Here is a 21,944-nt window from a genome sequence, read left to right on the forward strand (position 1 = left end):
GTTTCGCAAGAGATGGTGCAAAGATAGAAGTGTTAGTCCCATCCGAACCGCATGAATGAAGCACAATAATGAGAAAGCGTAAAAGCCACGAGTTACTCACCGAAGTCGAACTGGAGTTCATGACTGAACTCTGGAAAATCGGCGAAGGCTCCGTGCGGGATATTCTCGCATGTTTGCCGGCGGAGAGAAAACTTGCCTATACGTCTTGTGCAACCATCATGCGGATCCTGGATGACAAGGGCTTCGTGGACAGCCGGAAAGAAGGGAAGACTTTGATCTATGCCCCGCGGCTTTCCAAAGACACCTATCAGTCCCGTTCCCTGCGAAACTTGTCTGACAAGCTCTTCGACGGGACGCCTGCTTCATTGGTGGCGCGTCTTGTCGATGACTACGATCTCTCGGAGAACGATCTGGAGGAAATAAGAGCGTTACTGGACAGGAGGAGGACAGATGACGCTACCTAACCAGATTTTCGATATTTACATCGACCTGAACATTACCTTCGCCATCACGGCGGTGGTTTGGCTGGTTGCAAAATACGTTCTGGAACGTATGGGAGTGAAACTGGCCTATTCCGTTCAGCTCGGTTTGCTGAATGGCCTGTTTGTCATCACTGCCATTTCGCCTGGGGCTGTTGCGCTCTACCGGCATCTTCTGGATGCGGGCATTGTTCCTGGAACCATGTCTGTCAATCTCGCTGATGCGGCTGTCTCGCAGTATTTGCGGGGAGGGATCGCGATATCGGCGCAGGATTTTCAGGAACTTTTGGGACTGAGGGCACGCCTGTCTGAGGAGATATTGGCGCTCAACTCGGCTCTGGGGACCGGCGTTGCCATTTTCTTTGTGGCTGGTGTTGCGTTCTTTGGTCTGAAACTCTGCAGGGCTTTCATCCGGTTGAACCAGATGCTGGCCTCTTGTCATCTCTGGCGGGAGCACGGACGTCTGCGGTTGTTGTTGTCCGATACTGCGGTGGTGCCATTTTCTGCACGTGGCCTGACCAAAAACTATGTGGTTTTGCCGACCGAACTCCTGACACAGAGCGAGGATCTAAAACTTGTTCTGAAGCACGAGTTCGAACATCTGCGCCAGGGGGATGTCACCTGGGAAATCGGTCTTGAAGTGCTGCGTCCTCTGTTCTTCTGGAATCCGTTCTTCTACATTTGGAAGTCCGAAGTCGAGCGGTTGCGCGAGTTGGCCTGCGATCAGAAGGTTGCGGAAAGCGCTCAGGTTGATCTGCGATCCTATTGCATGTGTCTCCTGCGGGCTGCCAAGTCCGGCTTGAAGAAGCGTGAAGCCATCCTGAACCGGAACCGGTCTGACGTTGCTGCTGTTGCCTTGATCGAGGTTCAGGACCGTCTCCTGCGCCGGTCTCCGGCACAAAAGCTTCGCAGCCGCGTAGAAGCCTTGATGGAACCAAACCGTGTGCAGCCGCATGCGGGATTTGCAGCCCTCGTAGTTGTTCCAATGGCGGCCATCGTCTTTGTGACGGCTTTGGCAATTCAAAAGCCTGCAGATTGGAGCCAGGACCGGTTGATGTTATCAGCGATCATCAATCTGGAGCGGTTGGAAACCATCAATTCCTTCGGTAAACGACCGCAATAACGCTCTGACAATGAAAAATCTGCCGTCCTTTTTTAGGGCGGCAGAACTGTTTGAGGGGGGAGCCGTGAAATCTTGGCGATCTCCTCCAGCCATTTACCAGCCAGATACTCTTGCTAATGTCGTCCATTGCCGGGCCTCTCGCTGTTCCAGTTACCTCCCTTATGAGCTTTTCCGGTGTGTTGTAATCAATTGGGACTTCGGTGTTCGTGGCCCGTTCCGGAGATGATTATCCAGCATGCCGTCTTAGCGTTTCCGGGCCAGCGGCCATGTGTGTTGTTGTTCTTCCATGCGGCAGCCTTGCAAGGAAGAACGGAGCGTAGCCGTCTCGAGCCAGCTCGCGAAGTTCAAAAAGTCCGCATAGATAAAGTCGACGTTCCGAGCTGGATTTGTTCCTGTTCAGGGATGGGATCCGGCCAGACGCATACAATTGCTTTCGGGACGATTGGGCGAGGGCACAATGTATTGCCGACGGGGCCAGTCAACACGAATCGGGATCTTCATGGCTCGAAGAAACACTCGGAGCAAAGCAAGAGAGACGCTGATATTAGCGATGGGGCCGCGTCAAATAGTAAAACGTGTCAAGTGAATCGCTATGCTGTCTCTCCAGACATGTCGTGCGTCGGCGGAGAGATCCCCAATTGCTGGGTTGCGCCTGCGGCTGTATCAATTTCATGCAAAACTTATGTTCGGCCGCCCGGCAGCGTTCAATCGTTTTAGTTCCCGGGAGTGTTTTTGATTTTTGATCTATCTGGTCATTTGAACCTTAGATCACGCCGAGAACGATTGCTGCCAAGAAAGCGAAAGCAGCAAAAAATGCGATCATGTTTAGGTTACGCGTAAGAGTCATCTTATTCCTCCCGTCACCTCAGTCACAGCCTGTTACACTAGTCCAGTCTGGCGCCGATGCGAAGAAAAAACGTTGCTGCAATGCAGCGACAAAAGCGCGCATAGGTTGCAAATAGGCGGAATACGGTACAATTCGGATAAAGATTAACCCGCTTAAGTAGCGGTCTATTAAGATGGTTTTAGTACTTTGAAAACAGTCGAACCGTATGGCGCTGCGGAGATGGAATGACCGAACTGGCAAAGCTTGCTGATCTTGCGAAAGATTCAAGTATCGCAGGCCGTAAAAGCCTCATTGGAACTCTTACGGATATGTATCTGGCTGCCGGGGATGCCCGCGGTGAGCAGATATCATTTTTGTTTGGCGATATCGCTCTGAAATTACTTGGCCAATTAGAGGAAGAAACCCGGGCGGCATTGGCCGAAAGGGTCTGTGCCGATGATATGGCGCCGCACCAATTAATGCTTCAATTGGCTCAGGATTCGGTGTCTGTTGCCGAGCCCGTCCTGCAGAATTCTCCAGTCTTACTGCCTGAGGATCTGGTTGCGATAGCATCAACAGCGTCGATGGATCATCTTGGAGCGATTGCTGGCCGGGAATCGGTCGAGCAGGCGGTGACGGCGGTTCTCGTAGACCGGGGAGATCAAACTGTTCTGTCGAAGGTCGCCGAAAACAAGGGAGCCGACTTTACCGAAGCATCGTTCTTTGTGATTCTGGAAAAGGCGGGAGATGTTGAACAGATCCAGGCAGCCTTGATGGTCCGTCCTGACCTCCCCGAGGAGGCGGGCCGTATGCTCTTGCCCAAGTTGTCGGATGATCTGAAAAAACGGGTGAGTTCCCTTGGAGCCGACAACAAACTGGCCAAGCTGATAAACGAACGAGCGGAAAAGGCCCGGGCAAAACAACTGGAACGGCTTAAAATCCAAACGAGCGCGCTGGTGAAGGAAATCGACAGCGGCAAAATGTTGGTCGACGACGTGGTCCGGCGAATTGCGCGGTCTGGCAAGCCTTCGGAATTAGGGATGCTGCTGGCCGGCGTAAGCAAACTGCCTTTTGATGCTGTGTCGCAATTGCTGTTTAGCCAGAACGACAAACCGCTGGTTATCGTGTGCAAAGCTGTTGGGGTCACCACAGAATCATACAAGGACGTTCTGATGATGCGGGCGCAGCGGTTACGGATCGACGGGATGGAGCTGAATGAGGCAATCCAGCGTTTCGGCCTTATGAGTGTAGAAGGCGCCTGCAGATCATTGGACGTTTTGCGGCAGTCCTGCCAGCCGGCTGCCCCTCAAAAACCTGCAGAGCAGCCAGATATGTCTCAAGAGGCTGCAAAGCAGAAACCATCGGCCCGTGCATCTAGGAAAAACGTACCTTTCGCCGCACAGCGCTAACGCCGGTTGACTGCAGGAGATGGGCTTAGCCTGAAGATCTCTGCAAGGTGGCAGTCATTGCGGCGGCAGAAATCAAGAAACCACCACCGATTCTATTGATCAGCTGGATCAAAGATGGATTGCGCAGTCTCTGACCGATTGCAGCAGCAGCCATCGCATACATAGCCGCATTGACGATCCCCAATATCACGAAAGTTGTGCCGAGCAGCGCAAGTTGCGGTACGACCGGGGCTTGCTGTGCGATGAAGTGGGGCAGGAAAGCCATAAAAAACACAATGCCTTTGGGATTGAGTGCGGTGACCACATAGGCGTGCCAGAAAATTTTCCCCGCCGGAATATCGGCGACACTGTGCGGGCCAAGGGCGGCAGGCCTGCTGCGCCACATTTTAATGCCAAGCCAGACAAGGTATGCCGCGCCAACCCATTTTAGCACGGAAAAGGCCGTTGCCGATGTCGCCAAAATGGCTCCAAGTCCCATCAGAGAGGCAATCGCAGCCGTCGCATCGCCAAGGCCAACACCCATGACACTTGCGAAAGCTGACTTGCGGCCTTGCGTGAGGGCGTAGCTGACAACCAGCATAACGGTCGGGCCCGGCACAGCGAGCACGATCAGGGTGGCTACAACATAGGCGGAATAAAGTTCAATCGTCATCTTCAGGCACCTTGGTTTGACCAGAGGATAGACGGGGCCGGTTCAATATACAATCATATGGCTCACCGGCCGATGTGAGGAGGCGAGGTTTGCGGATTGGTATTTCGGCTCTTGTTGTTGGATGGGCCATTGTTTGTTGTTGGAGTGTTCAGGCGAGCGGGCAAAGTGTTCCGTCTCCTGCAGTCAAACCCTTGCAAGGAGTTGCAAATTCTCCCGTTTCTGAAGGTGATGTGCTGCCGCCGGTAAAACCCGCGGCCAATTCAAATCCGGTTGCTGACGGTGGAAAAACATTTGCTTGCGAATTGCCGTTTGCCAAGTTCACGAAAGTCCCACCTGTTCGATCTGATGACGGCTGCGGTTTTGACAAAGCCGTCGTTTTAACGGCTCTGAAGACGCCAGACGGGGGCACGATCCGCATCTCGTCACCGGTTACCGTGTCGTGTGAATTTGCCGCACTGTTTTCTGAATGGGGCGTTTCAGATGCTTCTACCATCGCCGGTCGACTACTTGGCAGTCCGATTAGCGTGATAAACACTGGCCCAGGCTACCAATGCCGGCGCCGTAATAATCAGCCGGATGGAAAACTGTCTGAGCACGCGCTCGGGAAGGCCGTGGATATCTCCGGATTTCAAACTCTGAGTGGGCAATTGGTTTCTGTTGAGGCGGATTGGTCTTCCGACACCGCATCTGGGAAGTTTTTAAAGGAAGTGCATGCTTCGGCATGCCAGAGGTTCACCACCGTTCTGGGGCCGGACGCCGATCCCAATCACAAATCTCATTTTCATTTGGATACGGGCTGTCACGGCAAAGACTGCACCTATCTGATCTGCCAATAGGCGGCGCCTGGTCTGGAAAGCCAGCCGCCGCGGTAGGGCCGGCCGGGACCAGGGCGGCTGGAAGCGCTTTATTGGCAAAACCTTTGTACACCGCGATAGGTCGTATAGGTGCCGGTTTGTGGATTGAAAGACCGGTATTTGGCGGAACAATAGTCATACCAGGCCGGGCTCCAGGGCTGGTAACCTACAGGACCGGAAACATGTCCGGGATAAGGTGCTGGCGGATAGGCCGGGCCAGGAGGTGGTCCGGCATAAGAAGGCCGGTTGGTGGCGCTGAGCAGGATCGCACCAGCGGCGAGGCCAATAATCCCAGCAGCGACGGCCGCCCCGGCATTGTTGTTTCTGTGTTTGCGATGATGCCGCCCAGGCCGGTGTTGGTGGTGATGACCGCCATGATCGCGCCAGCCGTGACGCGGGCCAGCTTCTGCCGTGGCGATCGTTGGTACAAGAAGGGCGCCCGATAGGGCTGCGGCAAGAAGACGTTTGCTCAAAGCGTTCATTTGGTTTCTCCTTTAAGGCCTTGTGCCCCGAGGCAGGGTTTTGAATTCGTTGGAGGCAATATGGCGGCCGCGCCCTGAACCGGTTCTGAGACCGCCGTTCATCTTGCGTTCAGGTTTGACGGGGCGCGGGTATGACGCGTTTACGGCGCGGTGCTGGTGTGCGACACCTCATACTGACGAAATTGGAGGAATGTGGTTGTGAGTGGAAACGAGCCGGACAATGCAGAACCCAAGTCCGTGATCCGGACAACCGACGATGAAGCGCGCCGTCTGGCCAAGGGCCTCATCCGCTCAGCACGCTTCGGCGCTTTGGCGGTGCTTGATGCTAAGACCGCTGCCCCTTTGGCCAGCCGCGTGGCAACTGCGACCGATCTGGATGGAACACCGGTTATTTTGACCAGTACATTGTCTGGACATACGGCCGGGATCCTGGCCAATCCTGTCTGTTCGCTCCTGATGGGAGAGCCCGGAAAGGGCGACCCATTGGCACACCCGCGGATATCGTTGTTTTGTAACGCGGTTAAAATCGACCGGGAGTCAGAAAACCATGTCCGGCTGCGCCGGCGGTATCTAGCCCGCCATCCTAAGGCAGAGCTTTATGCGGATTTCGGCGATTTTTCTTTTTTCCGGATGGAGCTCGCAGGGGCCAGTCTAAATGGCGGGTTCGGTAAGGCCTTTGAACTGACAACAGATGATCTGGTCGTACCCATTGCTGACTTGGGAAGTTGGGCTGCAATGGACGGTGGCGCGTGCGCCCATATGAACGATGACCATAAGGACGCGATCAAATTGTATGCAGAGGTCCTTTGTCATTCCGAGGCCGCCAATTGGCGGCTTGCATGCCTGGATCCGGAGGGCCTGGATTTGGTTGCGGGCGATAGGGTAGCGCGCCTTTGGTTTGAGACGCCATTGGAAAACCCAGATCAGGTGAGGGCAGAACTTGTCGCGCTGGCGCAAGAAGCACGCGCGGGTTCTTCCTGAGAGGTCTGTTGAGGGGCTTCTAGCAACCCGCGACAGATTCAGTGCGCGCCAATGCTAGCTTTTTGCAGGTCCTCTGAAGCGCCAACAGGGGAAAAGATAACCTGGTTCCGGCCAGCCCGCTTGGCCGCGTACATGGCTGTGTCGGCTGCATTGATGACGCTTGTTACATCGTGGTCGGCACTCAGCCGCGTAATCCCGAAAGAAGCCGTTGTCGAAAACCGCGTTCCGTCCGGGGCTTCATAACTTTCTCTGGAAACCGCGCTGCGCAAGCGTTCGGCGACATTAGCTATTCTGTCTTCCCCGACATCACTGATGCACAACAGGAATTCTTCCCCACCATAACGGAAAAACAGATCACTGGACCGGATATGATCACGGACAACTGACGAGAAGCCTTTCAGCACCCGGTCACCAACTTCATGGCCATAGCGGTCATTGATGGACTTGAAGTGGTCCAGATCGATCATCAGAATCCAACTTGGCAAACCCGAGCCAGTTTTTGCAATCCGGTCCTCTAGCAAAGCTCGCATGTGGGACCGGTTTTGTGCCCCGGTTAGCGGGTCTGTAGCATTGATTGCCGCAATAATTGAATCATAGGCAGTGCCTATGAGTTTTTCGAATTCAGAAGCAGCGACCAGAAAATCTTCATAGGTGCGTTCCTCAATCATCGCTCCCGAATTGGCGGCCGTAACCATAGTGCGGGCGAGATCATGGATATGTTTGTGGCGTGATCTAAGCTCTTGATGCTGACCGTCATTGGAAAACAGTTTTCCAGCACGGACTTCCAGCCAATGGCCGAGAGGGCAGCGCAAATGTGCGTCCTCTTCCAGCATGTCAGCTGCAGATGAAGTTCCGCAAATCAAACTCTTGTTCAGGCGGTCGATCCAGGCTTTATGCTCTTCTAACAGAGCGTCAATTTCTTTTGCTGTTTCTACCTGCCGTTGAGTGGGGATAATCTCCATGTTCTGCAAAAATTCTCCTGAAAACACAGAAGGGACTGACAATGGGCGGATTTAACGTCATTTGTCAGATTTACACAATATGATTCATGTATAAGTTTCAAAAAATAATCTTATTATTATTTTCGAAGATTTTTATTTGTGAAATATGTATATCTTCCGTAACGGAATATAAATTATTCGGATCTGTAGATTTTTTGGAGTGTTCGTTTGTTTTTATTATAGGGTCAAAAATAGATCTCTGGTGCGTCTCTGGGAGAGGCTGTTTGTTTGGTCAGTTTTGTGTTTTTATTATGTTTCCGGGAATATTTGCCGGCTAATTATGCATTTTTTGCAAGTAAAGTCGGTTTAGGTTGCGGCGCATCATTTCAGCGTCGTCAACCCAAAACACATCAGCCTTGCTGAAATGGGTCTTTTCAACAAAGCTGGTGCTAGATAACGGCTCTTGTGTTCAGCTCGGCTCGAACAGTCCGTCCCATATTCCTGGATTTGCGGTTAGGCCGCTCTCAAATGTCCGAGGAAATCTGACAAGCCGGTGCGCACACCGTTGATCTGTTGTGAAACCGCTTCAACACGATTCACGACAAGTTTTACTTTTTCACCCGATGCGCGCGCAGCCTGATTAACTTCAGCAATGTTGGCAGTGATGTCCGAGCTGCCTTGGGCGACTTCGTTTGCGTTCTGGGCGATTTCAGATGTCACAGCATTCTGTTCTTCTATCGCAGACGCCACCGCAGATATCTGCTCTTTGATACCTGACATAGAATCAACAACCGATTGGATGGAACTGGAACATTGCCCTGCACCAGATTGGACCGCGCTCAGCTGTGAGCTTATTTGTTCGGTCGCCTGACCGGTTTGCGTTGCCAAGGCTTTGACTTCAGAGGCAACGACCGCAAAGCCCTTTCCGGCTTCTCCCGCTCTGGCTGCCTCAATTGTCGCGTTAAGTGCCAGCAGATTTGTCTGGCCCGCGATCTCTGTAATCAAGCTCAGAACTTCGTTGATTTCCTGAGCAGAACTCGACAATTCACCTACTGTATCACCGGACTTTTCCGCCTGTCCGGCAGTCTCTGTTGTTGAGGTATTGGCAAGCGTGACCTGGCGGCTGATCTCGCTGACTGAGCTGGCAAGTTCTTCGGCAGCTGATGCCACGGATTGTACGCAATTTGTCGACTGTTCAGCAGCAGCTGCCACCGTGTTCGACCGGCTGATGGTTTCTTCGCTGTAGGCGGCCAGCTGATTGGCACCGTCTACAAGTTCCGACAAGGCGTTGACAACGGCATCGCAACTGGAGGCCATAACCTTCTCAAGTTCGTCAGCTAGCCGCAACTGGCTTTCCCGTTGCTCTTCCTGAGCGCGCTGTTCTTCTTCCTTTGCCTGTGCCTGAAGGCGCTGCATTTCGACCATATTGGCTCTAAACGTATCAAACGCTGATGCCACAACGCCAATCTCATCCCGGCTGCGCACAGTGATTTTTACATCCGTGTTGCCTTTGGTGAGTTCGGTCAGTCCATTGGTGACTTCTTTCAGAGGATTGGTGATCACAAACCGGGTAAAGATCATTGACCCCAGGATACACAGAGCAAATGTTAACGCGGAAATCCAGATGATCTGCTGAAAAGCCTGTTTTTCATGCTCTTCTGCAGTGATGGCGGCTTCGAGTGTAAAGCGCTCGATCTCTTCCAACAGCGCGACCAACTCATGGTCGAGGCGCTCCTGCTCTTTTTCCAACTGTGCAACAAGCTTATTGGCGCTTTGAAGGGCATCTGTTTCAATCAGATGGAGCACCTCATCGACATGTGACTTGTACTCGGCATATTCGATTTCTATGCGTTTTAACTGTTCCAAAGCACTTGAAAACTCTGCTCTTTCCAACTCAGAGGCGGAGTTGTTGAGTGCCTTTTCAGCCAGGTGCTCTGCCTTTAAAATCTCGTCTGCGACCTGCACTTCAAGTTTCTTGATGGTCTCTTTGATTTTCCCGGCGGTGTGGTGTTCATCTGCGTCCTGCAGGCCGGAAATGCGCATATAGCGCTCAACAAGAGCTGCCTGTTCTAGCTGATGGTTGGTGACATGGCTGATCGCTTCGGTGAGGGGGATGTCTTTTTCCGCGATGTTCGCCAGTTCCTTGCCAATGGAGTGCATTTGGACGATCGCGACCGTTGCCACAACGACCAGTCCTAAACATAAGAAAATAACCAGTGACAGGATTTTCGCTGAAACGGAGGCAGCAATCGGGTTCTTGGCAATCATTTGAATCTCCGCACATTGACGGGTGTAAGTATGTGATAACGTTAAGTCAACGTGTGGATTTTTGGTTGATTCACTAAAGATTGTATTAACTTAAGAGAGAAATTACCTAGTCAATGCACCTACTGATAGAGTTAACTGCTGGTGCTATTTTTTAATAGTTGCACGTAAAAGTAGTTTTTGGATTGTAGAATTAACCTTTTGAAAAAGCGAAGTTTTCATTGAGGTCATTAAGCGAAAGAATGGGTCTTGGAACTATCCGGTTGCAACGGCTGTAGTTAGGTAATTTTGATCGTAGAAAAAACGAACGCAATTGCGCCCTGCATTTTTTGCTTCATACAAAGCCTTGTCGGCTTTGTTGATGGCCTCTTCAACACTGACATTCGGGGTGAGGCCGAAAACGCCAAAGGATGCAGTGACAGACAGGCAAGCACCATCAGTCGATTTGATTAGTGTCAGTTCGATCGATTTCCGGATGCGATCGGAGACTTCCTGCATTTTGCTTTCATCTACATTGCTGATGCAAAGCAGGAATTCTTCACCGCCATAGCGAAAAAACAAGTCGTTGGAACGAATTTGCTGGCGCACGGTGGCTGCCACGACCGTGAGGACCACATCTCCTGTTGCATGACCGTATGTGTCATTGACGGCCTTAAAGTGATCAAGATCCATCATGATCAGCCAGTCCTGAACTTGCCCGTAATTGGCACTGCTGATCCGCTCCTTCAACCGCTCTTGCATGGTTGTTCGGGTCTCAGCGCCAGTTAATGGATCCGTCGAGACAATTTCGTCGTGCAGTTCCTTATGTGTCGCCTGGATCTCATCACGCAACCGGCTTTGGGCGTCTTGATATGCGTCGTAAGCCTTTTCGGAAATCTTCTCTTCCCGCAAGGCACTGTTTGCCAGTTCACGGGCAAGGTCATGCATTTCTTTATGGTGTTGAATGATCGTGTTGAACCGCGGGTGGTTTTGAAAATACTGCTTCCCACGCCCGTTTAACCACCTGCCTAATTTACAACGGCAATGTGCATCTTCACGCAAAGTGTCGTCTTTTGGAGGAGTGCCGCAAACCAGTGTGCGGTTGAGATTGAGCGACCATTGATAGTGGTGTGCGATATTGCGCTGCAGCTCGTTCAGAGCGCAGATTTTATCATCGTTAACTGAACGGGCCACTATCGAGTTGGTCCTTACTTTTATAATTAGTGCATGGCACTAGTCGCTGGATATCATTCTTATATAGAGTCCTTTCGAAACTGTGAAAATAGGCTTGTTGGTGGTCTTTGGTCGAAGTAGTCGGGAAGGTTCTGTCTAGGGTAGTAACGTATTATTACTACTGGTTGCAGTTCGCGTTTGGGGCATTCTTACATTGTTGTGGGGCCTAATTCTTCGAACACCAACCCTCTGCCGTTCGCAATAACTTCGGAAGTGCAGGTGCTTTGGGAGCGCTCACGCGAGAACGCAAATGCAGAATGGGATAAGGCTGGCAAAGATTATTCTCTGCCAGCCTCGGTTTTTTGGTTAAGGCCTCAAAAGGGGCTCAAAGTCAGGCTTTGCCCCAGCCTCCTGCCGTTGGAGTGATAACTGTCACAGCTTCACCGGCTTCCAGGATGGTCTGGTCGCAGCCTTCCAGTTTCTCGACTGTGCCATCCAAACGACGGACTTCGGTGCGGCCAACCTGGCCGTTTTCGCCGCCTTCCATGCCTTTCGGGGCGATGGTGCGGTGAGAACCGAGGATGGCGCAGTCCATTTTTTCCAGGAAACGCAGCGTCCGTTTAGTGCCATCGCCGGCTGACCATTGGCCCTTGCCGCCGGATCCTTTGCGAATATGGAAGTCCTCCAGAAGGACGGGGAAGCGGAATTCCAGGACTTCCGGATCCGTCAGGCGCGAGTTGGTCATGTGGACATGAACGCCATCAGTGCCTTTGAACCCAGGGCCTGCCGGAGAGCCGGAGCAGATGGTTTCATAATACTGATAGGTATCATTGCCGAAGGTCAGATTGTTCATCGAGCCCTGGCTGTTGGCCATTGCGCCGAGCGCTGCAAAGACGGCGTTGGTCACATGCTGGGACGTCTCAACGTTACCTGCAACAACCGCAGCCGGGTAAGCCGGGCGGAGCATACAATCATCTGGAATGATGATGTTGATCGGCTTCAGGCAGCCGGCGTTCATCGGGATGTCACCATCGACCATCACCCGGAAGCAATAGAGGATAGCGGCCCGTGTGACCGGCTCCGGTGCGTTAAAGTTGTTCGGGCGGACGCCCGAGGTGCCGGTGAAATCAACAGTCGCTTCACGTTTGTCCTTGTCGACCGTGATCTTGACCTTGATCGTCGATCCTTGGTCGGTCGGGTATTCGTATTCGGAGTCCTTCAGGGCTTCGATAACCCGGCGCACGCTCTCTTCGGCATTGTCCTGAACGTGGCCCATATAGGCCTGAACAACATCCAGTCCGAAATGAGAGACCATTTTCCTGAGTTCTTGAATACCCTTTTCATTGGCGGCGACCTGAGCCGACAGATCGGCGACGTTCTGATGCGGGTTTCTGGCCGGATAGGCGTGATCGGTCAGAAGGTCGACCAGTTCGGCCTCACAGAACCGGCCCTGATCGACGATCTTGAAGTTGTCGAAGAGAACACCTTCTTCGTTCACGTTGGTTGCGCGCGGTGTCATCGAGCCCGGCGCCGAGCCGCCGACATCCGCGTGGTGTCCGCGCGAAGCGGCCCAGAACAGGATTTCCTTGCCCGCATTGTCGAAGACCGGGGAGACAACCGTGATGTCCGGCAGGTGCGTGCCACCGTTGTAGGGGGCGTTGAGGGCAAAGACATCGCCCGGTTTGATCTTGCCTTGGTTCAGCTTGATGACTGTTTCAACCGAACGGTCCATGGACCCGAGGTGCACCGGCATATGCGGCGCGTTGGCCACAAGAGCGCCGCTGGCATCAAAGACCGCGCAGGAGAAATCCAGGCGCTCCTTGATATTCACCGAATAAGCGGTGTTTTGCAGCGTGACACCCATCTGCTCGGCGATGGACATGAAGAGGTTGTTGAACACCTCCAGCATCACCGGATCGGCGTGGGTGCCGATGGCTTCGGCGCGCTTCAGCGCAACAACGCGGTGCAGGATCACATGGTCCTTGCCATTGATTTCAGCCTGCCAACCGTCCTCGACAGCGATGGTGGCATGCGGTTCGATGATCACCGCAGGACCCATGACCTTCATGCCGGGCTTCAATGTCTCGCGCTTGAAGATACCGGCATCGTGCCACTGACCTTCGGAATAGATCCGGGTTCCTGTGGCTGCGGCTGGAACATCGGACGCAAGAGTAAGGTCCGGTTCGACAAGGCCTGCACCGCCACCGGCGGTTTCCACTTCCAGTGCTTCGACGACGACGGGCTTGTTGTCATACGCAAAGCCGAACTGCTTCTTATGCGCTTCCTCAAAAGCAGCGCGCATTTCTTCGGTGCTGCCAAGCAGAACGGGCAGGGGCGTATCCGTGCCATCGTAGCGCAAATGCGCTGTCGCCGTGGTCTGGCGGGCATCGGCGGTAACGCCTTGCTTGTCGAGTTCTGCTTCGGTTTGAGCAGCCAGCTGATCGCGTAAGCCGCCCAGTTCCGGCAACAGATCGTCGGTCAGGGTCTTGACCACAGCCATCTGCCGATCCGCGCGGATATCGGCCAAGCCCATGCCATAGGCCGACAGGATGCCGGAGAACGGGTGCAGGATTACCGTTTTCATGCCGAGGCTGTCTGCAACTTTACAGCCGGTCTGGCCGCCTGCGCCGCCAAAACAGGTCAGGGCGTATTCGGTGACGTCATAACCGCGCTGGACCGAGATCTTTTTAATGGCGTTGGCCATGTTCTCGACAGCGATCTTGATAAACCCATCGGCAACCTCTTCCGGAGACCGGCCGTCGCCAATTTCTTGCGCCAGGTCTGCGAATTTCTGACGGACAGCATCGCCATCAAGCGGTTGATCCTGGTTCGGGCCAAAGATTTTCGGGAAGAATTCCGGAGCGAGTTTACCGGTCATCAGGTTTGCGTCGGTCACCGTCAGCGGGCCGCCGCGACGGTAACACGCCGGACCCGGATTGGCGCCGGCGCTGTCAGGTCCAACCTGGAAACGGCCAGCGGAATAATGAAGGATGGACCCACCGCCGGCGGCGACCGTGTGGATCATCATCATCGGCGCACGCATGCGCACACCGGCGACTTCTGTTTCGAAGGCGCGCTCATAGTCGCCGTCATAGTGGCAAACGTCGGTGGACGTGCCGCCCATGTCAAAGCCGATGATCTTGTCGTAGCCAGCCATGCGGGAGGTTTCGACGGCACCGACAACACCACCTGCCGGGCCGGAGAGGATCGCGTCTTTGCCCTGGAAGAGGTCGGCTGCAGTCAGACCGCCGGAAGACTGCATGAACATCAGGCGCGGGCCAGCGCCCAGCTCTTCCTGAACCTGGTCCACATAACGGCGCAGAATCGGAGACAGGTAAGCATCGACAATGGTGGTATCGCCGCGTCCGACAAGTTTCATCAAGGGTGAAACTTCGTGGGAGACAGAAATCTGCGGGAAGCCAATGTCTTCGGCGATTTTCTTCAGGGCTTGCTCGTGTGCCGGATAGGCATAGGCGTGCATCAGAACGATTGCGATGGAGCGGATACCAGCGTTCCATGCAGCCTGCATTTCTGCTCGGGCTTCGGCTTCATCGAGCGCTTGTTCGAGCGTTCCGTCAGCGCGAACCCGTTCAGTCAGTTCATGGACGCTTTCGTAGAGCAATTCCGGCTTGACGATCTCCTTGGCGAAAATCTGAGGGCGGGCCTGATAGCCGATTTCCAATGCATCGCGGAAGCCGCGGGTGATGAAGAGAGCCGTGCGTTCCCCTTTGCGCTCCAGCAAAGCGTTGGTCGCAACGGTCGTGCCCATCTTGACGGTCGCGACTTTGTCAGACGGGATCGGCGCACCTTTTTCAACACCAAGCAACTCGCGGATACCCTGAATGGCTGCGTCCCGATAAGCTTCAGGGTTTTCAGACAGCACTTTGTGCGGATGCAAGGTGCCATCTGGCGCGCGGCCAACGATGTCTGTGAAGGTGCCACCACGATCAATCCAGAAGTCCCACTTGGCCGTCATTTTTCCCTCGCATTTTTTACTGTGCCGCGCCGTCTTTGGCCGGACGGTTGATGCACGTTCTTAATGTTTCTGAGTTTATGTTGACATTTTGTAGATAAAATGTCGATGAAAAAATACAATTTCTTTTACCCGGATTTTAACGCCTGTTTTGTAAGACTTTTTTCAACTGACCTATTTGCCCGAGCAACTGCATATGAGCGACATGGACAATCAGGCATCTCGCACCGAGTCGAGCGTGGATCGTTACGGGATTAAGCCAACCAACCCGTGGACAGATGGCTTGCTCGCGGTCGTGTTCGGCATTGCAGGCGCAATCATATTGTTCCGATTGGGCTTTGAGCTCTCAAAACTGGTGTTTGTCGAATACAGGCCAATGTTCGGCGATTTCATCAGTTTTTGGACGGCAAGCTTCTTTGTGTTGGATAGCGCACCAACTCAAGCATATGACTATGAGGTGCTCCATAAACTGCAGCTCGACTTGTTCGATCAAGGTGGACTGCCGTTTATGTACCCACCGACCTGGCTATTGATTGTCGCCCCGTTCTCGGTCGTTTCGTACAATTTTTCGGCACTTTTGTTTGAAGCACTGCAAGTCATCGCATTGGTGTGGGCCTGTTTGAGCCTGACGCGATCAAAAGCCAACTTATGGATCCTGATCGCCTTTCCGGCCGTTATGTTCGGCGTCATGCATGGGCAAAATACCGCACTCAATGTGGCCCTGTTGGGCGGTGCACTGGCCGCAATGGATCGTAATAGACCGGTGCTGGCCGGAATCTTGATCGGATTGCTGAGTTATAAACCGCAAATCGGGGTGCTGATCCCGATTGCCTTGCTGGCGGGCCGGGACTACAGGGTTTTTGTGTCTGCTGCTGTAACCACGGTTCTCTTTGCTGCAACCAGCTGGATGGTCCTTGGAACTGATGTTTGGCGGGCTTTTTTTGAGAACATCGAATTCGCACGCGAGTGGCTGCAGAGCGGGCAAACGCCGGCGAACAAATATGCATCAATTCTCGGCTGGCTGCGCCAATTTGGTGTCGACAACACGATCGGCATGACTGTGCAGATGGTGTTTGCCGGTGTGGCGGTTTGTTCCGTGGTATGGGTTTGGCGCAGAGATCTTCCGCTGACTGTTAAGGGAAGTGTTCTTGTTGCCGGAACCTGCCTTACAACGCCGTACCTGTTGGACTACGACTTGGGTTTGCTGGTCATTGTAGTGCTGCTGATTATTCGCCAAGGCAACGAAACCGGATATCTCGCCTACGAAAAGGCTGGAATTGCGGTTTCGACACTCTGCCTGCTCTACAGCAGCGGGTGGGGGATTGCGATGGATTTCACCGCGATTGGCGTGCCGGTCCTTGTTCTGTTTGGATTGTGCGTCCGCAGGGCCATCGCGATGGACCGGCTGAAATCCGAACTGCGTTTGCATCCTGCATAACGGTTTCTGTTGGCCGTGAAATCCGGCCTTTTACCTCGATCGATCCTGCGCGGTGCTGGGTCAATTCTGGCTTTGATGTGCTGTTTCTCGCGTTCTACTTGCGCAGTTGCTGCGTGAAATCTATCTGGAAAAAGCCAAATCCCCCTTGGAAAGATCCCGAATTTCAACGGCTTGCAATTTTATAACGAGAATTTATCGATAAATTGTTGATGTTTTTTTCTTCTCGGATTAGCGTTTGAGTGGGAGTGTTTGATTGGCGTTCATAAGAAAATGCCGTCGCGCTGCTGTGCTCAGGTTTTAAAACCCTTGCTTCCAAGAGGAGAATACCATGTTGACGACCCGTTCCCTGGCCAAGGCCGGGATGCATCTGGCAGCTGCCGCCGCGTTTGGTGTGGCTGGCCTGACCGCCGCTGCTGCTGAAACCAAATGGGATATGCCAACCCCTTATGGTGATGGCAACTTCCACACCCAGAACATTGCCGCCTTCGCCAAAGATGTTTCTGACAAGACCGGTGGGTCTTTAAACATCCAGATCCATTCCGCGGGCTCGCTGTTCAAGCACCCGGAAATCAAAAACGCTGTCCGCAAAGGTCTGGCGCCGATCGGTGAGCTTCTTGTCTCGCGTCTTGCCAACGAAGATGCTGTCTTCGGCGTCGACTCCGTCCCGTTCCTGGCATCTTCCTACGATAAAGCGTGGAACCTCTATCAAGCGTCTAAGCCGGCCTTGGAAGAAAAGCTTGCAGAGCAGGGGCTCCAGCTTCTTTACACCGTGCCGTGGCCGCCGCAGGGCATCTACGCCAAAAAGGAAGTCACAAAAGCTGACGATCTGAAAGGCCTCAAGTTCCGTGCCTATAACGCGGCAACCGAACGTCTGGCGCTACTCGCCGATGCCGTGCCGACGCAGATTGAAGTGCCGGACATTCCGACTGCTTTCTCCACCGGCCGCGTCGAAGCCATGATCACTTCACCGTCCACCGGTGCCAACTCCAAGGCCTGGGATTTCCTGACACATTATCATGACACACAGGCCTGGTTGCCGAAGAACATGGTGATCGTCAACAAGGGCGCTTTTGATGGTCTGAGCGATGCTGAAAAAGCTGCCGTTCTGGAAGCCGCAGCTGCTGCTGAAACCCGTGGTTGGGAATCTTCCAAGGCGGAAACTAAGTCCAAAACCGCGATCTTGGTTGAAAATGGCATTACGGTTGTAGAGCCAAGCGCTCAGCTGCTTCAGGATCTGGCTGCAATCGGTGAAACCATGGCAGCCGATTGGGAAGAAAAAGCCGGAGATACCGGCACAGCAATCCTCGACGCCTACAAGGCCAACTAAAATTTCTGAAAGCGCCGGATCTCAAAAGTCCGGCGCTTTTTCGATAATAAAGTGGGGGAGAGCAGATGAGACACCTTCTCAACATGCTCTATAAAGCGGCGACGGTCCTTGCGGCCTGCTGCTTGCTGGCCATTGCTGTTTTGGTCACACTTCAGGTTCTGGGCCGGTTGCTGGACGGAGCGCGCGGCCTCTTCGGAATGGATCCGCTCGGCTTGCTTGTGCCGTCGCTTGCTGAAATTGCCGGATTTTTGCTGGTTGGCGCATCCTTTTTGGCGCTTGCCGGAACGTTGCGCAATGCAGACCATATCCGGGTTTCGATACTTCTGCAGGCCGTCACACCTAGTATAGCCCGGTTGTTGAACATCTGGTGTCTGGCCGTTGCGGCCGCATTTGCTGTCTTCTTCACCTGGCATGCTGGTGCGCTTGCATATGACAGCTATCTCTACAACGAGGTCTCATTCGGGATTATTCCGATCCCGCTTGTCTATCCGCAGATCGTCATGGCGCTCGGCCTTTTGGTTCTGGCCATCGCACTGCTGGATGATCTGATTTCGTCCGTGATGGGCGGCCCAATCAGTTTCGAAACGGTCGAACGTGACGATTTGATTGAAGGGGTGGAATGATGGACCTCTCTCTAATCGCTTTGTTTCTCGGGCTGGGCATGCTTGCTGCTCTAGCAACCGGTATCTGGGTAGCGGTGGCACTCTTTGCAGTGGCTCTCGCAGCCATCATGGCGCTGATTTCCGTTCCCGCAGGCCCCGTTTTGGCGACAACCGTCTGGGGCGCCGCCAACTCCTGGGATCTGACCGCTTTGCCGATGTTCATTTGGATGGGGGAGATCCTGTTCCGGTCCCGGTTGTCGGAAGATATGTTCGCTGGCCTGTCTCCTTGGATGCGTGGACTTCCTGGCCGGTTGCTGCACGTCAACATTCTCGGCTGCGGGATTTTTGCTGCCGTCTCCGGATCGTCTGCCGCAACCACAGCGACCATCGGGCGGATGTCATTGCCTGAGCTCAAGCAGCGCGGATATGACGAGCGCATGGCCATCGGCACCCTTGCGGGTTCCGGAACGCTTGGCCTCTTGATCCCGCCGTCGATCATTTTGATCGTTTATGGGGCTGCGACGGAGCAATCCATCGGCCGGTTGTTCATGGCCGGTGTCGTACCAGGGGCAATGCTGTGTCTTTTGTTCATGGGGTACGTTGGCCTTTGGGCTCTGATGAACCGCAGCAAAATGCCGCCGGTAGAAGAAAAAGTGCCGTTTTTTGCGCGCATTTTGGCGACCCGCCGCCTGTTTCCGGTGATTGGTCTGATCGTTGGAGTGATTGGCTCGATCTATGCTGGTGTTGCCTCGCCAACGGAAGCCGCGGCCATTGGCGTTATGTTGTCGCTTTGTCTGTCCTGGGCGTCTGGCACATTAAACCGGCGGAGTTTCACAGAGTCTTTGCTTGGTGCGACCCGGACTTCCTGCATGATTGCCTTCATTCTTGCCGGGGCCGCTTTCCTAACGGTTGCTATGGGCTATACCGGCATTCCGCGCGAACTGGCGGGCTGGATTGGTGGCATGAACCTGTCTCCATATGCCCTTCTGGTCGCGTTGACCCTGTTCTTCGTGGTCCTGGGGTGTTTCCTGGATGGGATTTCGGTTGTTGTGCTGACAACGTCTGTCATCCTGCCAATGGTTGAGCAAGCAGGGCTTGATCTGATCTGGTTCGGGATTTATCTCGTTCTCGTGGTCGAGATGAGCCAAATTACGCCGCCGGTCGGGTTTAACCTCTTTGTCCTTCAGGGCATGACCGGCCGGAATATTTTCTCCGTCGCCCGCATGGCTTTGCCATTCTTCTTGTTGATGATCCTGGCTGTTGTCCTGATTGTCGCGTTTCCAGGCTTGGCGCTCTGGCTGCCGCAGACAATGCTGACGAACTAGCCTGGAGGATACCTGCTGCTGGAGGCAGTCTTAAATGAGTGAGCGTTCGAAACCGAACCCTGATGCACAAATCGGACCTGTGGTTTCGGCCGCTCACCTGGCCTCTGGGGCGATGCCGGCCCTTTCTGAAATCGAATTTGCCGTGACCATGATGGTCAATGCCTATCACCGCTGGATGGTCCGCTGCATGGCGGCAAGCGGCTCGGAGGGACTGGGGCCGCTTGATGTTCTCGTGCTGCATTCGGTTAATCACCGCGGCCGGGCCAAAACCCTTTCCGACATTTGCCTCGTCCTTAACATCGAGGATACGCACACCGTTACTTACGCGTTGAAAAAACTGGAAAAAGCCGGCCTGATTTCTTCTGGACGCCGCGGCAAGGAAAAAACCGCAGAAATCACGGCTGACGGTGAGAAGGCGTGTATGGAGTACCGCCGACTTCGTGAAGCGCTGCTAGTCGAGCCGATGAAGGCCCTTGGATTGGATGAAAGTGAGCTGTCGCGCCTTGCAGCTACTCTCCGGCTTGTTTCTGGAAACTACGACCAGGCAGCCCGCGCGGCTGCCGCAATGTAGCCCGGTTAGTCGCAGGCAGGCAGGCTGATTTTTGTTGAATGCTACAATAATTCTTGTATAGACGAATTATGAAATCTGAAGAGGCGATATTGGCGCTTGGAGCGCTGGCTCAGGACGACCGGTTGACCGCCTTCCGGCTGCTAATGAAAGAGGGGCCTAAGGGGTTGCCCTCCGGCGAGATAGCCACGCGGCTGGATGTCGCGCCGACCCGGATGTCTTTCCACCTAACAGGACTGGAACGTGCCGGGCTTTTGGAGGCAAAGCGGGAGGGGCGCCACATTCTGTACTCGGTCAATCAAGACCGCATGCGCGCTCTTTTAGGATTCCTGATTGAAGACTGCTGCGGCAATGATCCGGCCGTTTGCTGTTTCCCGGCAAACGGCACGGCTCCACTGAATGAAACCAAATAGGGCGACTTGGCTCATGAACATTACCATCTACCACAATCCAAAATGCGGTACCTCGCGGAATACCTTGGAAATGATCCGAAAGGCCGGTGTCGAACCGGCTGTTATCGAATATCTAAAAACCCCGCCCTCCCGTGAGGAATTGGTGGATTTGATCTCCAAAATGGGTATTCCAGTCCGCGAGTTGTTGCGTCAGAAAGGAACACCTTTTGACGACCTCGGGCTTGGCGACGACAAGTGGAGTGACGATCAGCTGATCGACTTCATGATGGAACACCCGATCCTGATCAACCGTCCGGTTGTTGTCAGTGACAAGGGTGTGCGGCTGTGCCGGCCTTCGGAAAAAGTGTTGGATCTGCTGCCGGAAGACATCGGGTCCTTCACCAAGGAAGACGGTGAAATCGTCTCTTCGGGATCTTCGAATGTTTGATGAAGTTGCGTCAGACCTGCCGAATATCAGTCTGGACGATGTGAAGCAGGTTACAGCTGCCGATGTTGGCCGCGAAGCCGTGATCGGCCATCCGCCCAAAATACTGCTTCTTTATGGGTCTTTGCGCGAGCGCTCTTACAGCCGGCTTTTGGTGGAGGAAGCTGCTCGGTTGTTGCAGGCATTTGGCGCTGAAATCCGGATCTTTAATCCTTCCGGTCTTCCGCTGCCCGATGATGCCGATGTCAGTCATCCGAAGGTGGCCGAACTCCGGGACCTGAGTATTTGGTCGGAAGCACAAGTCTGGTGTTCTCCCGAGCGCCATGGGGCCATGACCGGGATCATGAAAACTCAGATCGACTGGATCCCGCTCAGCACCGGCGCGATCCGGCCAACGCAAGGCAAAACGCTTGCATTGATGCAGGTATCAGGCGGATCCCAGTCGTTCAATGCGGTCAACCAAATGCGGATCTTGGGCCGCTGGATGCGGATGCTCACCATTCCGAACCAGTCTTCAGTACCAAAGGCATACACAGAATTTGATGACGCGGGCCGGATGCTGCCATCGCCACTTTATGACCGGGTTGTCGATGTCATGGAAGAACTGATGAAGTTCACACTGCTCGTGCGCGGACGGTCTGGTTATCTAGTTGATCGGTATTCTGAACGAAAAGCAGAACGGGAAAAACAGGGGGCGGCATAGGCTGCGT

The 21,944-nt window shown here is 53.9% G+C and carries 19 protein-coding genes; 13 read left to right on the top strand and 6 right to left on the bottom strand.

Annotated features, from left to right (window positions below; genetic code table 11):
- The first annotated feature begins 68 nt into the window (after positions 1 to 68).
- The 3 genes from ACOOFE_RS06950 (at position 69) to ACOOFE_RS06960 (ending at position 3,837) form a co-directional block, all read left to right on the top strand.
- The gene (locus ACOOFE_RS06950; protein WP_141185733.1) at positions 69 to 464 is read left to right on the top strand and encodes a BlaI/MecI/CopY family transcriptional regulator; all 396 of its coding nucleotides are present in this window, start codon (positions 69 to 71) and stop codon (positions 462 to 464) included.
- Entirely contained in the window at positions 451 to 1,602 is a 1,152-nt protein-coding gene (locus ACOOFE_RS06955; protein ID WP_420414283.1) for a M56 family metallopeptidase, read from the top strand. Before ACOOFE_RS06950 ends, ACOOFE_RS06955 begins: the two co-directional genes overlap by 14 nt.
- Before the next feature lie 1,071 nt (positions 1,603 to 2,673).
- The gene (locus ACOOFE_RS06960) at positions 2,674 to 3,837 is read left to right on the top strand and encodes a DUF2336 domain-containing protein (protein ID WP_420414284.1); all 1,164 of its coding nucleotides are present in this window, start codon (positions 2,674 to 2,676) and stop codon (positions 3,835 to 3,837) included.
- A gap of 25 nt (positions 3,838 to 3,862) precedes the next feature.
- On the opposite strand, the gene ACOOFE_RS06965 is transcribed toward ACOOFE_RS06960, so the two are convergent.
- Positions 3,863 to 4,489, bottom strand: a complete 627-nt coding sequence (locus ACOOFE_RS06965) for a LysE family translocator (protein ID WP_420414285.1) — start codon at positions 4,487 to 4,489, stop codon at positions 3,863 to 3,865.
- An 89-nt stretch (positions 4,490 to 4,578) separates the two neighbouring features.
- Between ACOOFE_RS06965 and ACOOFE_RS06970 the strand changes: the two genes are divergently transcribed.
- On the top strand, positions 4,579 to 5,325 hold the full coding sequence (locus tag ACOOFE_RS06970) for an extensin family protein (RefSeq protein ID WP_420414286.1): 747 nt from the start codon (positions 4,579 to 4,581) through the stop codon (positions 5,323 to 5,325).
- A 68-nt stretch (positions 5,326 to 5,393) separates the two neighbouring features.
- On the opposite strand, the gene ACOOFE_RS06975 is transcribed toward ACOOFE_RS06970, so the two are convergent.
- Positions 5,394 to 5,825 carry a BA14K family protein gene (locus ACOOFE_RS06975; RefSeq protein WP_420414287.1) on the bottom strand — a complete coding sequence of 144 codons (432 nt, stop codon included), beginning with the start codon at positions 5,823 to 5,825 and terminating at the stop codon, positions 5,394 to 5,396.
- Positions 5,826 to 6,023: 198 nt separating this feature from the next.
- On the opposite strand from ACOOFE_RS06975, the gene ACOOFE_RS06980 reads away from it, so the two are divergent.
- Positions 6,024 to 6,806: a HugZ family protein gene (locus ACOOFE_RS06980; protein WP_420414288.1), complete on the top strand. Its 783-nt coding sequence runs from the start codon at positions 6,024 to 6,026 to the stop codon at positions 6,804 to 6,806.
- 38 nt (positions 6,807 to 6,844) lie between these two features.
- Here ACOOFE_RS06980 and ACOOFE_RS06985 read toward each other — a convergent pair whose 3' ends face one another.
- From ACOOFE_RS06985 to ACOOFE_RS07000, 4 genes are all read right to left on the bottom strand, one after another.
- The gene (locus ACOOFE_RS06985; RefSeq protein WP_420414289.1) at positions 6,845 to 7,768 is read right to left on the bottom strand and encodes a diguanylate cyclase; all 924 of its coding nucleotides are present in this window, start codon (positions 7,766 to 7,768) and stop codon (positions 6,845 to 6,847) included.
- Between the two features lie 492 nt (positions 7,769 to 8,260).
- Positions 8,261 to 10,015, bottom strand: a complete 1,755-nt coding sequence (locus ACOOFE_RS06990; RefSeq protein ID WP_420414290.1) for a methyl-accepting chemotaxis protein — start codon at positions 10,013 to 10,015, stop codon at positions 8,261 to 8,263.
- 252 nt (positions 10,016 to 10,267) lie between these two features.
- On the bottom strand, positions 10,268 to 11,185 hold the full coding sequence (locus tag ACOOFE_RS06995; RefSeq protein ID WP_420414291.1) for a diguanylate cyclase: 918 nt from the start codon (positions 11,183 to 11,185) through the stop codon (positions 10,268 to 10,270).
- A 370-nt stretch (positions 11,186 to 11,555) separates the two neighbouring features.
- A complete protein-coding gene (locus ACOOFE_RS07000) occupies positions 11,556 to 15,140 on the bottom strand; it encodes a hydantoinase B/oxoprolinase family protein (RefSeq protein WP_420414292.1) in 3,585 nt (1,194 codons plus the stop codon).
- A 193-nt stretch (positions 15,141 to 15,333) separates the two neighbouring features.
- Here ACOOFE_RS07000 and ACOOFE_RS07005 point away from each other — a divergent pair, with 193 nt between their 5' ends.
- From ACOOFE_RS07005 to arsH, 8 genes are all read left to right on the top strand, one after another.
- Positions 15,334 to 16,575 carry a glycosyltransferase family 87 protein gene (locus ACOOFE_RS07005; RefSeq protein WP_420414293.1) on the top strand — a complete coding sequence of 414 codons (1,242 nt, stop codon included), beginning with the start codon at positions 15,334 to 15,336 and terminating at the stop codon, positions 16,573 to 16,575.
- A 328-nt stretch (positions 16,576 to 16,903) separates the two neighbouring features.
- Complete coding sequence (locus ACOOFE_RS07010) at positions 16,904 to 17,902, top strand: TRAP transporter substrate-binding protein (protein ID WP_420414294.1); 999 nt, start codon at positions 16,904 to 16,906, stop codon at positions 17,900 to 17,902.
- 65 nt (positions 17,903 to 17,967) lie between these two features.
- Positions 17,968 to 18,525, top strand: a complete 558-nt coding sequence (locus tag ACOOFE_RS07015; protein WP_420414295.1) for a TRAP transporter small permease — start codon at positions 17,968 to 17,970, stop codon at positions 18,523 to 18,525.
- Positions 18,525 to 19,829: a TRAP transporter large permease gene (locus ACOOFE_RS07020; protein WP_141188709.1), complete on the top strand. Its 1,305-nt coding sequence runs from the start codon at positions 18,525 to 18,527 to the stop codon at positions 19,827 to 19,829. The genes ACOOFE_RS07015 and ACOOFE_RS07020 overlap by 1 nt, the downstream gene beginning before the upstream one ends.
- Positions 19,830 to 19,863: 34 nt before the next feature.
- On the top strand, positions 19,864 to 20,400 hold the full coding sequence (locus ACOOFE_RS07025) for a winged helix DNA-binding protein (RefSeq protein ID WP_420414296.1): 537 nt from the start codon (positions 19,864 to 19,866) through the stop codon (positions 20,398 to 20,400).
- Between the two features lie 68 nt (positions 20,401 to 20,468).
- Positions 20,469 to 20,810 (top strand): ArsR/SmtB family transcription factor, encoded by a 342-nt coding sequence (locus ACOOFE_RS07030; RefSeq protein ID WP_420414297.1) that lies wholly within the window; start codon positions 20,469 to 20,471, stop codon positions 20,808 to 20,810.
- 13 nt (positions 20,811 to 20,823) lie between these two features.
- A complete protein-coding gene (gene arsC, locus ACOOFE_RS07035; protein ID WP_420414298.1) occupies positions 20,824 to 21,237 on the top strand; it encodes an arsenate reductase (glutaredoxin) in 414 nt (137 codons plus the stop codon).
- The gene (gene arsH, locus ACOOFE_RS07040; RefSeq protein ID WP_420414299.1) at positions 21,230 to 21,937 is read left to right on the top strand and encodes an arsenical resistance protein ArsH; all 708 of its coding nucleotides are present in this window, start codon (positions 21,230 to 21,232) and stop codon (positions 21,935 to 21,937) included. The genes arsC and arsH overlap by 8 nt, the downstream gene beginning before the upstream one ends.
- Positions 21,938 to 21,944: the final 7 nt, after the last annotated feature.

It is taken from the genome of Roseibium sp., from assembly GCF_965216085.1.
In the GTDB taxonomy this organism is placed as follows: Bacteria; Pseudomonadota; Alphaproteobacteria; order Rhizobiales; family Stappiaceae; genus Roseibium.